The following is a 19,336-nucleotide window of genomic DNA, read 5'->3' on the forward strand; positions in this document are numbered from 1 at the left end:
TGTTTGTAAACGCTGTCTTTCTAGTTAAGTATGTTGCAGACAAGTGCACTTACCTAGAACGATACAAACACCAAGCGGTGAATCGATGCCGTTTGTAGTAATTAACTGGTGACGAAGAACATGTCAAAACGTGATTTTTACGAAGTATTAGGCGTAAGCCGTGATGCCTCAGAGCGCGATATCAAAAAGGCGTATAAGCGTCTAGCGATGAAATTCCACCCAGACCGAAACCAGGGTGATGATTCTGCGGCGGACAAGTTTAAAGAAGTAAAAGAAGCGTACGAAGTTCTGACCGACCCTCAAAAGAAAGCGGCGTACGACCAATACGGTCATGCAGCTTTTGAACAAGGCGGCGGTGGTTTCGGTGGCGGCGGCTTTGGCGGCGGCGGTGCTGATTTCGGCGACATCTTTGGCGATGTATTCGGTGACATCTTTGGTGGTGGTCGTCGTGGCGGTGGTGGCCACCGTGCCCAGCGAGGTGCTGACCTACGTTACAACATGGAATTGACGCTAGAAGAAGCGGTTCGTGGTGTAACGAAAGAGATCGAAGTACCGACACTAGTACACTGTGATACCTGTGATGGTAGTGGCGCGAAGAAAGGTTCATCTGCTGAAACATGTGGTACCTGTCATGGTCATGGTCAAGTACAGATGCGCCAGGGCTTCTTCGCAGTGCAACAAACCTGTCCTACCTGTCACGGCAAAGGTAAAATCATTAAAGACCCTTGTAATGAGTGTCATGGTCAAGGTCGTAAGCAGAAAACAAAAACACTTAACGTTAAGATCCCGGCAGGTGTTGATACTGGCGATCGTATTCGCCTATCTGGCGAAGGTGAAGCGGGAGAAATGGGGGCGCCTGCTGGCGACTTGTATGTACAAGTGCACGTGAAAGAGCACCATATCTTCGAGCGTGATGGCAACAACCTATACTGTGAAGTGCCAGTAAGCTTTGCGATGGCAGCTCTAGGTGGTGAAGTTGAAGTACCAACTCTAGATGGTCGCGTAAGCCTAAAAGTACCTTCAGAAACGCAAACAGGTCGTATGTTCCGCATGCGTGGTAAAGGTGTGAAAGGCGTTCGCGGTGGCGGTGTTGGTGATCTTATTGTGAAGTTGGTTGTCGAAACACCAGTAAATCTAAGCTCACGCCAAAAAGAACTGCTCAAAGAGTTTGAAGAGTCTTGTGGTGGTGAAGCGGCGACAAAGCACAAGCCTAAATCAGAAGGCTTTTTCAACGGTGTGAAAAAGTTCTTTGACGATTTAACCAGCTAAGACGTTAGTGAAAAGCACAAATACAAAGGCCTGCTAAAATGCAGGCCTTTTTGCATCTCGGTGTTCTTGCTAGTTCCAGCAATCACTAGGTTCTTCGACATTTGTTGACGTTAAAGTAATCGTTTTAGAACCAGTCAAGCACTCGTCGTCGTCTTGTCCCAGAGCCGATTTTGCTGTTGCTGTAATGGTATAGGCCGTACTTGCAGAGCTCGCAATATTGAAAGAAAATCTATCTGTGTCTGAATCGCATAGAGTGCATATGCCTCCAGAGATAATATGACTCCAGTCGTACCCACCATCATAAGATGTCTCTAGCTCTAGCTGAATTCGACTAAGATCGCTCAAGGCAACCGTCCTATGAGACTTGAGCACATGATTGGTGTAAGAAGGGTAGGCGACAGCCGCAATGATCCCGACAATCACTACAGCTACCAGTAATTCGATCAATGTCATCCCTCTCAATCCTTTTTTGTAGCCGTTACAACGAGAAATTCGAATCATCACGAGTAGTTTCCTTTTCACTTTTCCGCCTATTTTTGGCAGGTGATAGCATCTGTGCAAGATGAATTACGGCCCTTTTGCCGTTTACATAGGAATTTGGGAAATGCCTCGCGGGTTTACGTTGTTGGAGCTTCTTATTACTGTTGCTGTACTGAGTATTATATTGGCGTTTGCAGCACCATCTTTCCAAAATGTTTTTGAAACCAACAAAATGCAGCGCTTAGCTAATGAATTGCATGGCTTTGTTATTGAAGGCAAGTCTGAAGCAGTATTACGGCGTGAAAGACTTTGGGCTCACATCATCATGTCTGGGAGTTCATCCAGTGACGGAAACTGGCGTATTGATTTGACAGATAACGGAGCTGAGGGGGCTGGGACTGTGTTGTTCTCTTTATCAGGTAAGCCGTATGACGGTATTGTCGTTACACCTAACTACGATTCAGACCAAATCAGTTTTGACGACGTTTATGGCCGACCATCATCAGGAAACTTGAAGTTTCATCCTGTTGGTGAATCATCAAAAGTCTTAAAACTTATTTCCCACACTTTATCTGCTCGCGTGCGAGTGTGTAGTGATAGCAACAGTACAGAATATTACGGTTATTCAACTTGCTCTTAAAAGGATGATTATGTTTAAACAAAAAGGGGCAAGCCTTGTTGAGTTTATGATCGCATCTGCACTTGGGCTTATTTCTCTTGCGACAGTGGGGGCAATTTATGTGAGTGGTCAAAGGGTGATAATGGAACGGTCGAAAGAGCTAATGTTGTTACAGAACTCTGAAAGTGTCGTGCAAATGCTCAAGAGTGACATTCAGCGTGCTGGTTTTGATGGTAACGATGACCATTCTTTAAAAATATCTGGCGCATCGAACACGATTTACACTCTCGATGATGTTGATAGCGGGGTGATTGCTTATGCCTATTACATAGGTGTTTCTGGCGCTTTTCCTTTATATAAAAACGTAGCTTATGAGCAACGAGTTAGCACGCCAGAGTCGCTATTTGTTTGTGAAAAAAAGCAAATAACGATATGGGATGTTGATGACGTGATTAACCTTGCAGGCACTGGCTCATGTAAAAATCTTTTTGATAAGAAAGTTATTCACGTTAATCGTTTTGACCTTACTAGTGAACGGTTAGAAAGCACTGATGCAAAAAGTGCACTGGTGACCGTTACATTGGAAACCGAATTGAAAGATGCGACTGATATTCGCACTCTGCAGTCGTTTACTGCAATGCAAAGGAACTGGCAGTAATGAAGAAACAACAAGGTGCAGCTGCGTTATTAGTTGTGGGTGTATTGCTAGTTGCGGCATTAATGATGTCGCTTGGTAGCTACAAGTCTCTTTTTTATCAGATCAAGCGTGCCAACAATCAAATTGAAGCACGACAAGAACATTGGCTTGCAGAAGGGGGATTGGAGTGTTTCTATTCTTTAGTTCAAAGTACCGGTGATGTTTCTTCTGCAACTTCACTAATTTCAAGCCGATGTGAAACGCCTTTAGGTTTATATCAATTAGCATTGGAACCCGACAATAAGCTGTTAAGCAAACCAGTTCCAAACACCAGCCGGACCGTTGAAAAACAACTTGTCCTTTCAAGAGGAAGAGCGTCCGGAGCATTAAAAAGTAGTACAGATTTATACGTTAATGGTAGCTCCGCATTTTCAACACCAGATCCTGGCGAATTTGTAGGAAGTGGGTGGGAGTGTGTTGCTATTCGCTATAAGAATACATTTCACTCACGTGCTGGAGCGACAAACCAAGGGGTTATACATGGTTCTGCCCCTTATGCTGATTTTGTTCACAACAATATAGATTGTAAATCGGAACATATGAGTGTGACCTCTTCTGACTCAGATTACGGAGAGGACTTTATTCAAGATGCAGACCTAGAGCCATTTTACGACATTTTTAGAGAGCAACGCAGTGACTGGAACTCGGTGAAATCAGGCTGGGGGTTTACTACGATTGATTACGACGACTCAACTAACCAAGTCGTTACTGATTGTGGAAAGAAAGTTGGGGAGCAAATTTCAGCAGGGAAAACTCATATTTGGGTTACGGGGTCCTGTGAGTTTACTTCCTCTAAAAAGAATAGCTCTGGAGAGTATGAGAATGATTCTGATGGGATACTAATCAAAGGAGGCATTGATTATCTTAATGAAGCTTTTGCCGCTACTGGAGAAGCTCCAATATTACTTGTGGTTCAAGATGGTATTTTTGCTGTACATGGTTCAATGACATTCCCTGGTATGCTCTATCAACTTACGACTAATTCACTTACAGATTTAGATACACATTGGAAATTGTTCGAGGCCAAAGATCATTTTGGGGATGCGGCTAACTTTCCCACGCTTGCTCTAGATAAAGTCGTTTACCTGCAGCGTGGCTCATTTAGTTTTTCGGGGGGACAAGTCTTAGATAGTCCAGGCTACAGTGCTTATTTTGTTAACTCTCTAAATTTTGCTTACAACCGAGATAACATCGATGAGGTCGTTGATCCGATTATTAATTTCCGCTGGAAGAAGGGCTCCTGGAATGATCTCTAAACAAAAAGGTTTTAACCTTCTTGAAGTTCTAATTTCTTTTCTACTTATCGGTGTTGGGGCACTAGGTTTAACTAAGCTAAACGTGTATTTAGAACGCGAATCCGAATATGCCATAAAAAGTATTGAAGCACTTCGTCTAGCAGAAAACCAGCTCGAATGGTTCCGGACGCGTGGTGCTTCTGCGGCGATGTCTACCATCACACCTGCAAATTTTGCTTCTATTGCAACAGGCTCTTCTGTTACTGGATCTTATGTCGTCGAGTGGGAAGTTCCAGCTGCCACGGTTTCAGGAACACTGAAAACTATCACCATTACCTCTAGCTGGAAGGATAGAATCGGCGAGACACGATCAGTTCAGCTTAAAACGATGATCTCACAATACAGTGAATTCGAAAACTAAGTTCAATTGTATACATGGGCTGAGACAAATGCGGATGTAACTCCTGTTTGATACCGGATTTGTTACGGTTAATAAATGGTTTTTGAACTGTTAATTGAGTTGATGTTCTACTGTTTTTATTATGTTTAATTGAAGTGGTGTTTTTGCAAAATATGTCTCCAATTATGAAAAAAAATCTAGAACCTTGTGCTTTCTCCATTAGTGTTTACTAGAATACTCGTTGGATAGTAGGTCGTTATAATTATTCAAATAGGCCTTGGCACCAACATCATTCACTATGGAGTTACCATGAGTAACCAAGCTGTAAATAAAGCACCATCATCGAAGCCGAGCGGGATGGAGCGCTTTTTAAACTTTATCGAGAGGACAGGTAACAAAATCCCTGATCCTGCGATTTTGTTCTTCTGGGCATTGATCATTACTTGGGCGGCGTCAGCACTTTTGTCGAATGTATCATTCGATCTTCCAAACCCTCGAACGGGCGAAGCTCTTACTATCACCAACTTACTTACGGGCGAAGCGCTAGCAAGTTTCCTTGCTAATATGGTGACGACGTTTACTGGCTTTGCGCCACTGGGTATCGTACTTGTCGCAATGCTAGGTGTGGGTGTTGCAGATTCTTCGGGTTTTATTACGACGGGTCTTAAGAAGATGCTGAACTTCACGCCAGCTAAGCTTCTTACTCCAATGCTTATTTTGGTTGCCATTGTATCGCATACTGCGGCAGATGCAGGCTATGTTCTGGTTATTCCTCTTGGAGGTATTATCTTCCATGCGGCAGGTCGTCACCCTTTAGCGGGTATTGCGGCAGCATTTGCAGGTGTATCTGGTGGCTTCTCTGCAAACTTTATCCCTTCAGGTATCGATCCACTACTAGCAGGCTTTACGCAAACTGCGGCGCAGGTTCTTGATCCTGAGTATGTGGTTAACCCATTAGCGAACATCTTCTTCACTGGCCTATCTTCCATCATTATTGTGGGGATTGGTTGGTACGTGACAGAGAAAATCATCGAGCCTCGTTTATCAAAAATGCCAATTGATGACGATGCGGAAACCGCGCCAAACCTAGGTTCATTTACTGAACTGGAATCAAAAGCTTTCCGTTATGCAGGTTGGGCAATGATGGCGGGTATTGCTTTACTTGTTGCAGCGTTAATTCCAGAAACATCAGCACTTCGCTCGCCTGAAGGTGAAATTACTGCCTTCTCAGCACCGATAATGAAGTCTATCGTGCCGTTGATCTTTATTCTGTTTATCATTCCTGGTTACGTTTACGGTAAAGTGTCTGGGACGTTCAAGACCAGCAACGACATTATCAAAGCGATGGCTGATACTATGTCGACCATGGGCGCATACATTGTTATGTCGTTCTTTTGTGCTCAGTTCCTATCTGCATTTGCTCAGTCAAACATCGGTACGATGCTAGCGTTGTATGGCGCAGAAGGCTTAAAAGCGATGAACCTACCAGGTGAAGTGACCATCATCGGTATGATCCTTCTAACCGCGTCTGTAAACCTACTTATTGGTTCGGCATCGGCAAAATGGGCTTTAATTGGTCCAATCTTAGTGCCAATGCTAATGGCGGTTGGTATCTCGCCTGAGCTTTCTCAGGCGGCTTACCGTGTGGGCGACTCTGTATCGAACATCATTTCGCCTCTAATGGTATTTTTCCCTCTTGTAGTGGTTTACTGTCAGCGTTATGTGAAGTCGGCTGGTATCGGTACGCTTGCGTCACTAATGATGCCATTCTCGATCGCAATGCTGATCGGTTGGTCTATCTTCCTAGTTGCTTATTGGATGGTAGGTATCCCGCTAGGCATTCAAGCTCCTTACACTTACACAATGTAAAAACGTGTAGGGTGTGAAAGCCGCTAATTGGCAGCCAAAAAGCGCAGGTCTTCGAGCTGCGCTTTTTTGTTCTCGTAAAACGAACATCGATAGGTCTTGTAACTAGTTTTTTGGAGTTGCAGACTTTGTCCCGTGATGTGTTGCTGTAGTGAAACCGAAGTTGGTGATAAAATTCCTGACTTCAATCGTTTTTTGTTTCTTTGGAGCCTCCTTTGTCTAACCATCCGTTTTCCCCTCAAGATGAATTGTTTATGCGCAGAGCGATGGAGCTTGCTGAGCAAGCAGAAGCTGAGGGGGAAGTACCTGTCGGCGCAGTGCTTGTCAAAGATGGTGAAATTATCGCTGAGGGGTGGAACCGCTCTATTGGCACCCATGACGCTACCGCACATGCTGAGATTCAAACACTGCGTAAAGCAGGCCAAAAGCTAGAAAATTACCGCCTTCTGGATACGACTTTGTATGTAACACTTGAGCCATGCCCAATGTGTGCGGGAGCCTTATTGCATAGCCGCGTTAAGCGGGTCGTTTTTGGAGCGCCAGATTTAAAAGCTGGAGCAGCAGGAACAGTGCTTAATTTGTTTGAAAGTCAAGCCGCTTACCATTACGCCTTAGTTGAAAAGGGGCTGCTAGAAGATGAGTGCCGTACTCAGCTACAAGCGTTTTTTAAGCGCCGCCGAAAGGAAATTAAAGCGAAGAAGCAAGCACAAAAAGCATTAGAAAATGGAGAGAGCGAACAAGGTAGTAGGAGTAGTGAGGGCTAGCAAACACCTACAACGTGGTAGATGTTTGCTTGGACGCACTAGTGATTGACTAAATGTACAAAAACACGATTACGTGAACTTACTTTCTTTTTCATACATGTCAGTTTACGTTTACGTCGGATAGCAGCTACTGTGTTATTTAAACGCTTTGACTGCACTCTACGTCTTCTCATATTCAAAACCTCCTGCAGACAAGACTTATACCAGTAAAGCGCGGCTTATCGATGCTTGGCAATAGGCTCGATAATCGCACTAAACATTGTATGGTTTAAACGTTCTTCATTTGACTTCTGCATTGCACAGAGCCAGCAAACAATTTCAATACGATGCTTAATAATAGGAGTGACGTTATTTCGGCAGAGTGTAGCCGAAGGCGCCGCTTCATCAAGTGAGCTAAACCATGTGGTTGCAAAACAATCTGTTACAAAGCAATCAGTTTTACTAACGATGAAGAAAAGGCGACCAACCAAAGGAATGGTTGAGTGTGGTTGGTGTCACTCAGAGTCTTGGATTCTAGATAAGTTTTCGTTAGGACTCAATAAAAATGACGAGCTCATGGGCTCGTCATTTTTTAGTTTACCGCGGGTTTATTCTTCAATGCTTTCTTGTTCGGTGTCTTCTTCAACCGTGACGTCAGAAGCGCCAGAGACTTGTTCTACGACGGTCTCTACTGCGCCCGATATCAAAATGTCGGGGGTGAGCGGCGGAATCACTTGTAAGTCATCGCTATTCTCATCAATCGCTGGCTGTTGGCTGACATGACCAATGATGGATTGGTAGTAACGTCGAATATTTTCTACGTAATTACGCGCTTCATCGCCTCTGGCGTACCCATAGCGAGTTTGGCTGTAATAGCGCTTCTGACGAAGTAAAGGCAGCCTGTCTTTTACATCGGCCCAAGCGTTCGGATCGCCACCTTGTGCTTTGGTGAGTCGTCGTGCGTCCATCATGTGGCCGTAACCAATATTGTATGAAGCTAACGCAAACCATATTTTTTCATGCTCGTTAATGCTATCAGGCACGCGACTTACAATACGACGTAAGTACTCGACACCACCACGAACAGATTGCTCAGGGTCTAAACGGTTTGTTACCCCGACGCTTTTCGCTGTTGGCAGAGTCAGCATCATCATCCCCCTAACACCTGTTGGCGATTTTGCGGTTGGTTTCCAGTGTGACTCTTGATAAGCCAATGCTGCAATTAAGCGCCAGTCGAACTCTTCGCTGTATTTTTGGAATAAAGGTGCCCATTTAGGCAATTTGTCATCCAGAGCTCGAATGAATGCGCGAGTATCAACGTAATCAAATGCTTCAATATGACCAATGTACTTTTCTTCGAGGGTGGACAGTTCTCCTGATTGTTTGATGTTACCGAAAAACTCTATCAGCATCGCATACAAACTTTCGTCTTCAGAACGTCGAGTAAACCAAGATACTGGTTGATCTTCTGTAAGTTCAAACGCGAGCGCAAGATCGGGGTAAAGGCGTTGAGCTAAGGAAAGTTCCACCGAATCAGTCACAGTAAAACGTAACTCACCCGTCGATACGTATTTGAGTAAGTCTCTCGTGTCAGCATCACCAACAATTTCAAACTGAAGTTCTGGATACTGCTTCTTTAACGCTGTTAGGGTCGGAACATATTGCGATTGTTCAACGATCTTTAATGTTTGAGCGCCTGCATTTGTATCTTCGTCGGACTCGTCGTCTTTCGAGGCTTGGTATTCAATGAGTTGTTCGATATCACGTGGTCGAAGTTGCCCTTTTTTATATACCACTTGTTGGCTTACATAATAATAGGCAGGGCCTGGTCTAAATCGTTTGACTGCTTGTGACGTTTGATTTAAACCCGTAGCGATGATATCGATATCTCCTTTCTTAAGAGCAGGAAAAAGCTCAGCCTGGCGAAAGGCTGGTTTAATCTCGAGTTTGACGCCGAGCTGCTCCGCAAACTGACGCGCCAATTCGTAATCCAACCCTGCGGGACCATCGGGACCTATGTAGTAGGAAAGCTGATTGTTTAGCGTGCCAACACGAAGCACACCACGTTCTTGAATTTTTTCAAATTCACTTTTGGGCTCCGACTCAATCTGGCAAGCAGAGAGTAAAAGAACAGAAACTAAAATTAGAGCACTGCGCTTGAGCCGGTTGAAGTGACTTATTTGCATTAATAGGTACATCTTGGAAAATTTCTATTTGCCTTTATATCAAAGCGAGCTCATGGGGCAAAGTGAATCACACACTTATAACGTGACATTGTGTGTTTTATCGACATTTTAGTTGTAATTCAAATTTGACAAAAAAAATGACGCAAACGGTTGCTTTTGGTGTTACATCACAAAAACAATTACTATATAATGCGCTCGCAATGACGAGGTGGAATCGGCATAGGTTCGACAGGGCTTATTTTAAGTGTCTGAATTTATTCCAATATCACCTTAATCAATTGCATAAGAGACCTAAGCACATGAGAATTTTGCGTGGCTCCCCAGCTCTTTCTGAGTTTCGTGTTAATAAACTACTGGAACTTTGTCGTGAACAAGATCTGCCTGTAACTAGCATTTATGCCGAGTTTATGCACTTTGCCGATCTAAAGTCAGACCTTGATGACCAAGAGTTAGAAAAACTTGAAAAGTTACTAACTTACGGCCCAACCATCGAAGAGCATGAGCCTGAAGGTCTTCTACTTCTTGTCACGCCTCGTCCTGGCACTATCTCGCCTTGGTCTTCTAAATCTACCGATATCGCTGTTAACTGTGGTCTGGATAAAGTGAAACGTCTAGAGCGTGGTACGGCTTATTATGTCGAGTCTTCAGTTGTTCTATCAGAAGCTCAAGCTGACGCTGTTAAAGCGTTAATTCACGACCGCATGATGGAAACAGTATTCACAGAATTTGAAGCCGCATCAGCATTATTTACTGTTGCAGAGCCTAAGCCTGTCGCACATGTTGATATCTTAGCTGGCGGTCGTCTTGCGCTTGAAGAGGCAAACGTTTCCCTTGGCTTGGCACTCGCAGAAGATGAAATTGATTACTTGGTAGAGAACTTTACTAAGCTTGGGCGTAACCCAAACGACATTGAATTGATGATGTTTGCTCAGGCGAACTCAGAGCATTGTCGCCACAAAATTTTTAACGCAGATTGGACTATCGACGGGGTAGATCAACCTAAGTCTTTGTTCAAAATGATCAAAAACACTTTTGAAACGACACCTGACTATGTGCTGTCTGCATACAAAGACAACGCAGCCGTTATGACAGGCTCTAAAGCGGGTCGTTTCTTCCCAGACCCTAAATCTCGTCAATACACGTACCACCATGAAGATACGCACATCTTGATGAAGGTAGAAACGCACAACCACCCAACGGCAATCTCTCCATGGCCGGGCGCATCGACTGGCTCAGGCGGTGAAATCCGTGACGAAGGCGCGACGGGTATCGGCGGTAAGCCAAAAGCGGGTCTGGTTGGTTTTACAACCTCTAACTTACGTATTCCTGGTTTTGAACAGCCATGGGAAACCGACTTCGGCAAGCCGGGTCGTATTGTAAATGCGTTAGACATCATGCTTGAAGGCCCTCTAGGAGGCGCGGCATTCAACAACGAATTTGGTCGTCCAAATCTATTGGGTTACTTCCGTACTTACGAAGAAAAAGTCACTTCTCATGCGGGTGAAGAAATTCGTGGTTACCACAAACCAATCATGATTGCTGGTGGTATGGGTAACATCCGCGATGAACACGTACAGAAGAAAGAGATCCCTGTGGGTGCGAGCCTAATCGTACTTGGTGGTCCGGCAATGAACATCGGTCTTGGTGGTGGCGCGGCGTCCTCAATGGCATCTGGTCAGTCAGCAGAAGATCTGGACTTTGCTTCAGTACAGCGTGAAAACCCAGAGATGGAACGTCGCTGTCAGGAAGTGATCGACCGTTGTTGGCAGTTAGGCGACGACAACCCAATCGCATTTATCCACGATGTGGGTGCAGGCGGTATCTCTAACGCATTGCCTGAACTTGTCGACGACGGTGAGCGTGGCGGTAAGTTCCAATTACGCGATGTACCAAACGATGAGCCAGGCATGAGCCCACTGGAAATCTGGTGTAACGAATCACAGGAACGTTACGTTCTAGCGGTAGCGCCAGAAAACATGGAAGCATTCGACGCAATCTGTAAGCGTGAACGCGCACCGTATGCAGTGGTGGGTGTAGCAACAGAAGAGCGTCATCTAACGCTAGAAGATTCTCACTTTGACAATACGCCGATCGATATGCCGATGGATATCCTGCTTGGTAAGCCACCGAAGATGCACCGTGACGCAACCACACTAAAAGTGGAAAGCCCTGCCATTGTTCGTGATGGTATTGAGCTTAATGAAGCGGTGGATCGCGTACTTCGTCTTCCTGCTGTTGCAGAAAAAACATTCCTAATTACTATCGGTGACCGAACAGTAACGGGTCTGGTTGCTCGTGATCAAATGGTTGGTCCTTGGCAGGTACCAGTAGCAAACTGTGCAGTAACAGCGGCAAGCTACGACACTTACCATGGCGAAGCAATGTCGATGGGTGAGCGCACGCCAGTGGCATTACTAGACTTTGGAGCATCGGCTCGCCTAGCCGTTGGTGAGTCACTAACGAACATTGCGGCAACAGACATCGGTGATATTAAACACATTAAACTGTCTGCGAACTGGATGTCTCCAGCGGGTCACCCAGGTGAAGATGCGGGTCTTTACGAAGCAGTGAAAGCGGTTGGTGAAGAATTGTGTCCTGCGTTAGGTTTGACTATCCCAGTTGGTAAAGACTCCATGTCGATGAAAACCAAGTGGGAAGAAAACGGCGAGAGCAAAGAAGTCACTTCTCCACTGTCGTTAGTTATCACGGCATTTGGTCGTGTGGAAGACGTACGTAAGACCGTGACTCCACAACTACGCACTGACAAAGGAAAGACTTCTCTAGTTCTTGTTGACTTGGGTAACGGCAAAAACCGCTTAGGTGCGACAGCATTGGCACAAGTATACAAACAGCTGGGTGACAAACCTGCTGACGTAGATAATGCAGAGCAGCTAAAAGGCTTCTTTGATGCAATGCAAGCGTTAGTACGTGATGACAAGCTAGTGGCTTACCACGATAAAGGCGACGGCGGTCTTTTTGTTACACTGGCTGAGATGGCGTTCGCGGGTCACTGTGGCGTAAAAGCGAACATCGCAGAGCTGGGTGATGATGCGCTAGCCGTTCTATTTAACGAAGAGCTAGGTGCGGTTGTTCAAGTTAAGAATGATGATCTAGATTCAGTTCTATCTACTCTGGCGGCAAACGGCTTAGAGGCATGCTCACATGTGATTGGTTCTGTTGAAGCTTCAGACGACTTTGTTATCACTTCTGGTGATGCAGTTGTGCTTGAACGTTCACGTACCGAACTACGCGTTATCTGGGCTGAAACAACGCATAAGATGCAAAGTCTACGTGATAACCCAGCGTGTGCAGACCAAGAGCACGAAGCTAAGAAAGACAACTCTGACCCAGGTCTAAACGTTAAGCTCAGCTTCGACGTAAATGAAGACGTTGCAGCACCGTACATTGCGAAAGGTGCTAAACCTAAGATGGCAATTCTACGTGAGCAGGGCGTTAACTCCCACGTCGAAATGGCAGCAGCGTTTGACAGAGCTGGTTTTGAAGCAACCGACATCCATATGAGCGATATCCTAACAGGCCAAGCGGTACTGGATGAATACCATGGCCTAGTAGCTTGTGGTGGCTTCTCTTACGGCGACGTACTAGGTGCGGGTGAAGGTTGGGCTAAGTCTATCCTGTTTAACGCACAAGCTCGTGAACAGTTCCAAGCCTTCTTCAACCGTGAAGAGACGTTCTCTTTAGGTGTATGTAACGGTTGTCAGATGCTATCAAACCTGAAAGAGCTGATCCCAGGTGCAGACTTGTGGCCACGTTTTGTGCGCAACGAATCTGAGCGTTTTGAAGCGCGCTTTAGTCTAGTTGAAGTTCAGAAATCTGATTCTGTATTCTTCGACGGAATGGCTGGTTCGCGCATGCCAATCGCGGTTTCCCACGGTGAAGGGCGTGTAGAAGTACGTGATGCAGAGCACCTAGCAGCGATTGAAGCATCAGGTACGGTTGCGGTTCGTTACGTGGATAACCTCGGTAACCCAACACAACAATACCCGAACAACCCGAACGGTTCGCCAAACGCGATTACTGGCTTAACAACAGCAGATGGTCGCGTTACTATCATGATGCCTCACCCAGAGCGCGTATTCCGCACAGTTGCAAACTCTTGGGCTCCGGAAGGTTGGGGTGAAAATGGTGCTTGGATGCGTATGTTCCAAAATGCACGTAAGAATATCGGTTAATTAACCTCAGGTTAATCTAGCTTAAGTAAAGCGTTGGTTGAGAGACCAGCGCTTTCTTTTTTCTTATCACTCTTTTTTCTTCGTCGCTCTTTCTAGTGACTTGGCGAAACGTTGCTTTGTTCTGCCTCTTCTTTGTCATCTATTATCTAGCGTAAAAAACTTGCAGCGTTTAGATTACTTTTATGCTCTAATACCGCGCTTACCAAGGGATGGTGTTAAACAGCTCAGCTTAGATGGAGTTATCAAGTTGACCGAATCCCTGATTGATCCCTAAATCCCTTAGGAAATGAAAGAAATGTCTAAGAATCCAAAATTTGCTATCCGCGTCACTGAAAAACGTAACGGCTGGAGCGCAGAAATCACTCGCCAAGTGACATCTCGTAAGACTGTAGTATCAAAGCGTGAAACAGGCTTTGACAGCGAAGAGAAAGCACAAGCTTGGGCTGAACAAGAACTGGCTGGATTTATCCAAAACCAAGTGGTTCGTAACGAGCGTAAAGCAGCGCAACGTCAAGAGCGCGAAGCAGAACAACTAGCGGCAAAAGTTCGTAAAGAAGAAGCCCGCAAAGCACGTGAAACCGAAGTAGACACTGACGAAGAATAAGTTTAAATCGGTGAGATGGTGACGTTACCCATCAAACAAATAGTGAAAATGCCCTGAGTTTTGTCTCAGGGCATTTTTTATTTATATCGGCTAAAAACAATCCGACGATACGGACAAGCTAAACGTGCCGTCTTCAGGGGCTGCAAATTGTTTATTGCCAGGAAGAAGGTGAGGGTTATTAGCATAAGTGCGATGTGTCGATTTGACCTTTGCAGAATGTCTTTCCGGTAAATCAAAGTGTTGTAAGCCGTCAGATAGATCGTTTGCTTCACCGTAGTCGAAATGTGTTGCGACGTCTTTGGGCTGCTTGGCGTAACGACAGTGATCCGGCTTACCATCTTCGTGCCAAGTTAAAGAGTTAGTTTTTGCATCTAGATTCAGGTTATTTGCTGTTGGCTGTGCGTAAAAATCTTCTGAAACTTGGTGCTTGCTTTGTTCTTGTAAGTAGTCTGCAATGTTCTCAGAAGCTTGCGCTAGGCTACCTACAGGGAAGAAGCAAATCAGAAGAAGCCGTGTTTTTAGATTGTTCATAATGTGTATGCAAGCAAAAGGAAATGATAATACTGATAAATAAAACGGCGTGCAATTATGGCCATTGGATACGATATAACAGGGCAGTTAATGTCTGCCCTGCATCTTTTAGGTATGGTTAGTATTGATAAGTGAGGTGCAGTTTGACTTCGCGACCAGGCGAAGGCACGCCATTAGATAGGTATGCTTCGTAGTAACGATCGGTTAAGTTTTTCACAACCGCGCCAACGCTCAAGCCTTCGACTTGCTGTATTTCCCAAACCACGTAAGCGTTTTGTAGCGTGTATTGCTCACTTGGCGATTTCACTTTTAAATTATTACCGCTTGCCTTGGTTTTGGTTTGCGCATCATACCAGCGGACTTCCCAGCCCGTACGTAAACCAGGAATCCATTCGTAACCTAAACCCAGATTAATGTTTAATGGCGGTACATCAGGATGATCATCATCTGAACCTGTAGAGTCAGATAGGCTACCTTTGTTTTTGCCGCGAATGTAACTTGCTGAGAAATTACTGTAGAAATCTTCAATCCGGTATTGTGAAATTAGCTCAAAGCCATAGTTTTTAAAGCCATCTAGGTTTGTATTCCAGCTTTGTAACTCAGTAGTATTTTTGTCGAGGTTTTCGCCCGTTCGTATATCAACTGTGTCGCTAACATCGTTATAGAACATAGTTAACTCTGTTGCGAGGTTATCGCGAGAGTTCACCAGCCCTTCCGTTAAGTTGATAACGCTTGCTTGATAAGCATGGATACGAGACACGTCCAGATTCAAAGCAGTAGCCGTAGCGGTAGCTCGCGCATATTGCACTGAGTAGATGTTATCAACGGTTGGTGCTTTTAAAGCGTAGGCGTAGGAGGCGTTTAAACGCGTATTATTGCTCGCATCAAAGTCGATATCCAAACGTGGGCTAAAGCCTTTATGCGTCGTTTCACCATAGTCATGTCCGGCAGCTGGATCATTATAATCCGGCGCTGCGTTCCCTTTTCCTTCACTCTTGATGTATTCGTAACGCAGAGAAGGTGTGATTGTTAGGCGGTCTGTTGCTTGATAGTGATCAGCAATGTAAGCGGCATAAATTGACTGCGTGCCAGATGGTTCGTAGTAAGGGGTGTACCAACCGTAGTTTTTCGCTTCATTACTGTCGTATGATGCGTTGAATACTAACGAGTCTCTATCGGTTTTTTGATATTGAAGCCCAGTGACTAGAGTGTGGTCTCCGAATTGCGCTTGGTTAAACACATCAACGTAATCACGCTCGTAACTCAGCCATGACTCATGACCGTAACTGCCAACAGAAACGAACATTTTCTCGAATGCTACGTCAGGGCGAACCCAATGACGATCGTTTTCGGAACGTGCCATTTTGATATTGAAATCAATATACGGGTTAGTCGGCATGTAGTGGTAAGAGATGGTCGTGGTGTTGTCCGTGTATTTGTTATCGACGGTGTAAGCGTATTGGGCTTTTTCTAATGAGCCGTATTTCTTGATATTGTATTCGGTGATGTTAGGCATTTTTCCGCGGCGGTTAGCCCAAGGTTTACGACCTTCATCTTTGTAGCGAGTGTGGCTAATTTCAAACTCGTGATCGTTGTTTTCATAACCGACCTTTACGAGCATGTTTTCTTGCTCATAACCTGAGTAATCCAGCGTTTCACCACCTCCGACTTTAATGTCATCAGAATCTTTTACCGAGCCATTCGCTAGAAAATAAAAACCAGTATCGTTTTTACCATAGAGTGTTAGTGTGTAGGCGTTCTCATCGCCGTTGGTGTTGTATGCACTTGAGATGCGAGCACCAAAGTTTCTTTCGCCGTACAGGAGATCATCGACACTTTTGGTTTTAATGCGAATGGAGCCACCAAACTTCCCGTTGAGTGCTCGATAGTCGTGCGCGCCCTTGATAATTTCTGCTTCGCCAATTAAGAACGGATCAAAAAAGAAGGTACCGTAGCGGTATTGTTGAAAGCCAATTGGAGCGCCATCGACAAAGACGGCGATATCGCTTGGATCATCAAAACCACGAATGTTAATACGTTCGCCACCAGAACGACCGCCACCATCTATTGATGCACCGGGAACGGCATCGATCATTGAGGCAAAATTAGAGTACTGTTGCTCTTCAATCTCTGACCAATTAATGGTGGTTTGCGCAGGCTCAGCAATGGTAATAGGTTTGGCATAACGAACGCCTATGACTTCAAGCTCTTCATTTGGCGCTGTCTCGGCATATGAATAAAGAGGGAAGAGCAAAGCCAGTGAAATGAGATTTACTTTGAATGGATGACTTTTTAATCGTTTCATATTGATGATTTATAGTGTTTTTATGAAGCTGGGATTATAAGAACATTATTACGATTAATAAATGATAATGAGATTAATTATCAAATGTGTTTTTGCGACGGATTGTAAAGTTTTTTATCCATTCGTGGAAACTACGATAAGTATCGTTAGCGTACATAAAACAAAAAGCCCAGCATCATGGACGCTGAGCTTATTGGCTTTAAACAAGATAGTGCGAGCACTGTTGCTCCTTTTGAGCTAATCAGGCGCCTACTTGGTAGGAATTACTGAGTTTCTAACGGTATCTGTCCGGTGGTCAGCGGCTCGGCATCGAATTCAGTAAGGCCTTCAATATAGCTTTCGACTGCTTGCTCTAAAGCATTATCACCTTGGTTAAAATAGGCAAGGTGGAAAATTGCATCGCCTTCGTTCACCAATGGTAATGTTTGTTGACCGATAACTAAACCACGCTTCGGGGCTTTTAGTTCTATCTCATCATGACCAAGAGGAGAGCTAATATAAGCGAGCGTTTCACCCTGTTCTACTTTGTCTCCCAGATTAACGACAGTACGCAAAATGCCGTTACCTGACGCGCGAACCCAGCTGGTGGACTTCGCTATGATAGGCTCAGGCAGCTTTTTCCTGCTCGCTCGCAACATACCAATGGCTTGCATTACGCGCCGAACCCCGAACACACCAGCGCTGATCGAAAGTGGATCAAAGCGCAATGCTTCGCCAGCCTCGTAGGTGAGCACTGGAATATCACATTTTTCTGCTTCACTGCGTAAAGAGCCATCACGCAATGCTGAATCAACAATCACTGGCGTTGCAAATGCTTGAGCAATACGCAGAGTTTCTGGGTTGCTTAAGTTTGCGCGGATCTGTGGCAAGTTCGTGCGATGAATGGCCCCTGTGTGTAGATCCAAAATGTAGTCACAACGCTTGGCAATGTTGTTAAAGAACCCGTGTGCCATACGAGATGCAAGTGCGCCTTTTTCACTGCCAGGAAAGCAACGGTTGAGATCTCGTCGGTCGGGCAAGTAACGAGATTTATGGATGAAACCAAAAACGTTAACGATAGGTACTGCAATGACAGTGCCTTTCAGTTTTTGTGGATCCAGTTGGTTAATGATCTGACGAACGATTTCTACGCCATTAAGCTCATCACCATGGATAGCAGCATTCACCATTAAAACTGGTCCTTCTTGTTTCCCATGGATTATTTCCACAGGAATAGATAAAGGCGAATGTGTATATAGCTTCGCTGCTTCAAATTCGATCTCTAATCGTTGCCCTGGTTGTATTTGATGTCCTAAGAGCTCAAACACTTTGCTTTTTTTACTTCTGGCCATAAACCATCTCTGTCAAATGCGTCATCAGCAATGTAACAATTGCTGCAAAATCGCACTAATCATTCTCATTAAGGACACGACAAATTACTTTAATCGTCATGCGTGAAATTTTGGTATGTGTGAAGTTTTTGTTTTCAATATGATCTTTTCTATCAGTTTAATACATAACAAGCCATAGAGAAGAGAGCGCAATAATAGCCTTAAAAAATGTGACTGTATTAAAAATAATACTGTTCATGGAGGACAAAAAAACGGACTTTTAACCCTACTTTTTATCCGATAATATCCGCGCCGAATTTGAGGTTTCACACTTTCTAACTAGAGGTTTTGATGAAAAAGGCAATTGCTAAAATTGGTGCATTGACTGCGGTAGCAGTTTCACTTTCAGGTTGCGTAGGTAGTAATGCCGTGACAGGTTATGTCATGGGGTTTAACTTGAAAGCTGTTGACAACCGTTACGCTCGAGGTGGCCTAAATATGCTTTTAGCGCCTGTTTATGGTGTCGCGATCGCAGCGGATTATATCGTGTTTAACTCTCTAGAATTTTGGACGGGTAAGAACCCGTTAAATGGTAAGCCACATATCTTCGATACAAAGGTAGATACTTACATTGATGTCAATCACCAGTTAGATAAGTCGTTAACGACGGCACCAATCGCACCATTAGCGGATAACCGTGTCATTGAGCAGGGGCGAATGCAGCAAATCGATGAGAACACTGTTCAAATGGATATTACTTACAGTAACGGTGAAAAGGCGACACTCATGGGTGTACGCGATGGTGAGTTTGTTACTTACTACATTGATGGTGAAGTTGCTGCACAAACCTCAATGGATGAATTAGCCGCTTACGCGCAAAACCGTGTGTAGTTGGGTT

General features: G+C 44.7%; 15 protein-coding genes. 10 read left to right on the forward strand and 5 right to left on the reverse strand.

What is annotated here, in order from left to right; genetic code table 11:
- The first annotated feature begins 120 nt into the window (after positions 1–120).
- On the forward strand, positions 121–1,269 hold the full coding sequence (dnaJ, locus tag R7190_RS16890; RefSeq protein WP_005381620.1) for a molecular chaperone DnaJ: 1,149 nt from the start codon (positions 121–123) through the stop codon (positions 1,267–1,269).
- A 69-nt stretch (positions 1,270–1,338) separates the two neighbouring features.
- Here dnaJ and R7190_RS16895 read toward each other — a convergent pair whose 3' ends face one another.
- Positions 1,339–1,770, reverse strand: coding sequence for a type IV pilin protein (locus R7190_RS16895; protein WP_186585052.1), 432 nt, complete (start codon positions 1,768–1,770; stop codon positions 1,339–1,341).
- Positions 1,771–1,873: 103 nt separating this feature from the next.
- On the opposite strand from R7190_RS16895, the gene R7190_RS16900 reads away from it, so the two are divergent.
- The 6 genes from R7190_RS16900 (at position 1,874) to tadA (ending at position 7,330) form a co-directional block, all read left to right on the forward strand.
- Complete coding sequence (locus R7190_RS16900) at positions 1,874–2,389, forward strand: GspH/FimT family pseudopilin (RefSeq protein ID WP_186584447.1); 516 nt, start codon at positions 1,874–1,876, stop codon at positions 2,387–2,389.
- Positions 2,390–2,399: 10 nt separating this feature from the next.
- Positions 2,400–3,026, forward strand: a complete 627-nt coding sequence (locus R7190_RS16905; RefSeq protein WP_186584446.1) for a PilW family protein — start codon at positions 2,400–2,402, stop codon at positions 3,024–3,026.
- On the forward strand, positions 3,026–4,321 hold the full coding sequence (locus tag R7190_RS16910) for a hypothetical protein (protein ID WP_186584445.1): 1,296 nt from the start codon (positions 3,026–3,028) through the stop codon (positions 4,319–4,321). Before R7190_RS16905 ends, R7190_RS16910 begins: the two co-directional genes overlap by 1 nt.
- A complete protein-coding gene (locus R7190_RS16915) occupies positions 4,311–4,721 on the forward strand; it encodes a prepilin-type N-terminal cleavage/methylation domain-containing protein (protein ID WP_005381606.1) in 411 nt (136 codons plus the stop codon). The genes R7190_RS16910 and R7190_RS16915 overlap by 11 nt, the downstream gene beginning before the upstream one ends.
- Positions 4,722–5,009: 288 nt before the next feature.
- Positions 5,010–6,569 carry an AbgT family transporter gene (locus R7190_RS16920; protein WP_017635695.1) on the forward strand — a complete coding sequence of 520 codons (1,560 nt, stop codon included), beginning with the start codon at positions 5,010–5,012 and terminating at the stop codon, positions 6,567–6,569.
- A gap of 212 nt (positions 6,570–6,781) precedes the next feature.
- On the forward strand, positions 6,782–7,330 hold the full coding sequence (gene tadA / locus R7190_RS16925; RefSeq protein ID WP_186584444.1) for a tRNA adenosine(34) deaminase TadA: 549 nt from the start codon (positions 6,782–6,784) through the stop codon (positions 7,328–7,330).
- A 587-nt stretch (positions 7,331–7,917) separates the two neighbouring features.
- On the opposite strand, the gene mltF is transcribed toward tadA, so the two are convergent.
- Positions 7,918–9,495 (reverse strand): membrane-bound lytic murein transglycosylase MltF, encoded by a 1,578-nt coding sequence (gene mltF, locus R7190_RS16930; protein WP_170894036.1) that lies wholly within the window; start codon positions 9,493–9,495, stop codon positions 7,918–7,920.
- 299 nt (positions 9,496–9,794) lie between these two features.
- On the opposite strand from mltF, the gene purL reads away from it, so the two are divergent.
- Together purL and R7190_RS16940 are read left to right on the forward strand one after the other, a co-directional pair.
- Positions 9,795–13,688, forward strand: a complete 3,894-nt coding sequence (gene purL / locus R7190_RS16935) for a phosphoribosylformylglycinamidine synthase (RefSeq protein ID WP_186584443.1) — start codon at positions 9,795–9,797, stop codon at positions 13,686–13,688.
- Positions 13,689–13,983: 295 nt separating this feature from the next.
- Positions 13,984–14,292 (forward strand): DUF3622 domain-containing protein, encoded by a 309-nt coding sequence (locus R7190_RS16940; protein WP_025998700.1) that lies wholly within the window; start codon positions 13,984–13,986, stop codon positions 14,290–14,292.
- 90 nt (positions 14,293–14,382) lie between these two features.
- On the opposite strand, the gene R7190_RS16945 is transcribed toward R7190_RS16940, so the two are convergent.
- The 3 genes from R7190_RS16945 to R7190_RS16955 form a co-directional block, all read right to left on the reverse strand.
- Positions 14,383–14,823 (reverse strand): hypothetical protein, encoded by a 441-nt coding sequence (locus R7190_RS16945; protein WP_005381599.1) that lies wholly within the window; start codon positions 14,821–14,823, stop codon positions 14,383–14,385.
- 118 nt (positions 14,824–14,941) lie between these two features.
- Complete coding sequence (locus R7190_RS16950; protein ID WP_104975924.1) at positions 14,942–17,128, reverse strand: TonB-dependent receptor domain-containing protein; 2,187 nt, start codon at positions 17,126–17,128, stop codon at positions 14,942–14,944.
- A gap of 263 nt (positions 17,129–17,391) precedes the next feature.
- Positions 17,392–18,459, reverse strand: a complete 1,068-nt coding sequence (locus R7190_RS16955) for a succinylglutamate desuccinylase/aspartoacylase family protein (RefSeq protein WP_054576939.1) — start codon at positions 18,457–18,459, stop codon at positions 17,392–17,394.
- A 330-nt stretch (positions 18,460–18,789) separates the two neighbouring features.
- Here R7190_RS16955 and R7190_RS16960 point away from each other — a divergent pair, with 330 nt between their 5' ends.
- Complete coding sequence (locus tag R7190_RS16960) at positions 18,790–19,329, forward strand: DUF3332 domain-containing protein (RefSeq protein ID WP_005381596.1); 540 nt, start codon at positions 18,790–18,792, stop codon at positions 19,327–19,329.
- Positions 19,330–19,336 lie beyond the last annotated feature (7 nt).

This window comes from Vibrio sp. 1078-1 (assembly GCF_033340475.1).

Bases quoted from the DNA above. Each gene is read 5' to 3' on its own strand.
- dnaJ (WP_005381620.1), top strand. From the start codon at position 121: ATGTCAAAACGTGATTTTTACGAAGTATTAGGCGTAAGCCGTGATGCC.
- R7190_RS16895 (WP_186585052.1), bottom strand. From the start codon at position 1,770: ATGATTCGAATTTCTCGTTGTAACGGCTACAAAAAAGGATTGAGAGGG.
- R7190_RS16900 (WP_186584447.1), top strand. From the start codon at position 1,874: ATGCCTCGCGGGTTTACGTTGTTGGAGCTTCTTATTACTGTTGCTGTA.
- R7190_RS16905 (WP_186584446.1), top strand. From the start codon at position 2,400: ATGTTTAAACAAAAAGGGGCAAGCCTTGTTGAGTTTATGATCGCATCT.
- R7190_RS16910 (WP_186584445.1), top strand. From the start codon at position 3,026: ATGAAGAAACAACAAGGTGCAGCTGCGTTATTAGTTGTGGGTGTATTG.
- R7190_RS16915 (WP_005381606.1), top strand. From the start codon at position 4,311: ATGATCTCTAAACAAAAAGGTTTTAACCTTCTTGAAGTTCTAATTTCT.
- R7190_RS16920 (WP_017635695.1), top strand. From the start codon at position 5,010: ATGAGTAACCAAGCTGTAAATAAAGCACCATCATCGAAGCCGAGCGGG.
- mltF (WP_170894036.1), bottom strand. From the start codon at position 9,495: ATGCAAATAAGTCACTTCAACCGGCTCAAGCGCAGTGCTCTAATTTTA.
- purL (WP_186584443.1), top strand. From the start codon at position 9,795: ATGAGAATTTTGCGTGGCTCCCCAGCTCTTTCTGAGTTTCGTGTTAAT.
- R7190_RS16940 (WP_025998700.1), top strand. From the start codon at position 13,984: ATGTCTAAGAATCCAAAATTTGCTATCCGCGTCACTGAAAAACGTAAC.
- R7190_RS16945 (WP_005381599.1), bottom strand. From the start codon at position 14,823: ATGAACAATCTAAAAACACGGCTTCTTCTGATTTGCTTCTTCCCTGTA.
- R7190_RS16950 (WP_104975924.1), bottom strand. From the start codon at position 17,128: ATGAAACGATTAAAAAGTCATCCATTCAAAGTAAATCTCATTTCACTG.
- R7190_RS16955 (WP_054576939.1), bottom strand. From the start codon at position 18,459: ATGGCCAGAAGTAAAAAAAGCAAAGTGTTTGAGCTCTTAGGACATCAA.
- R7190_RS16960 (WP_005381596.1), top strand. From the start codon at position 18,790: ATGAAAAAGGCAATTGCTAAAATTGGTGCATTGACTGCGGTAGCAGTT.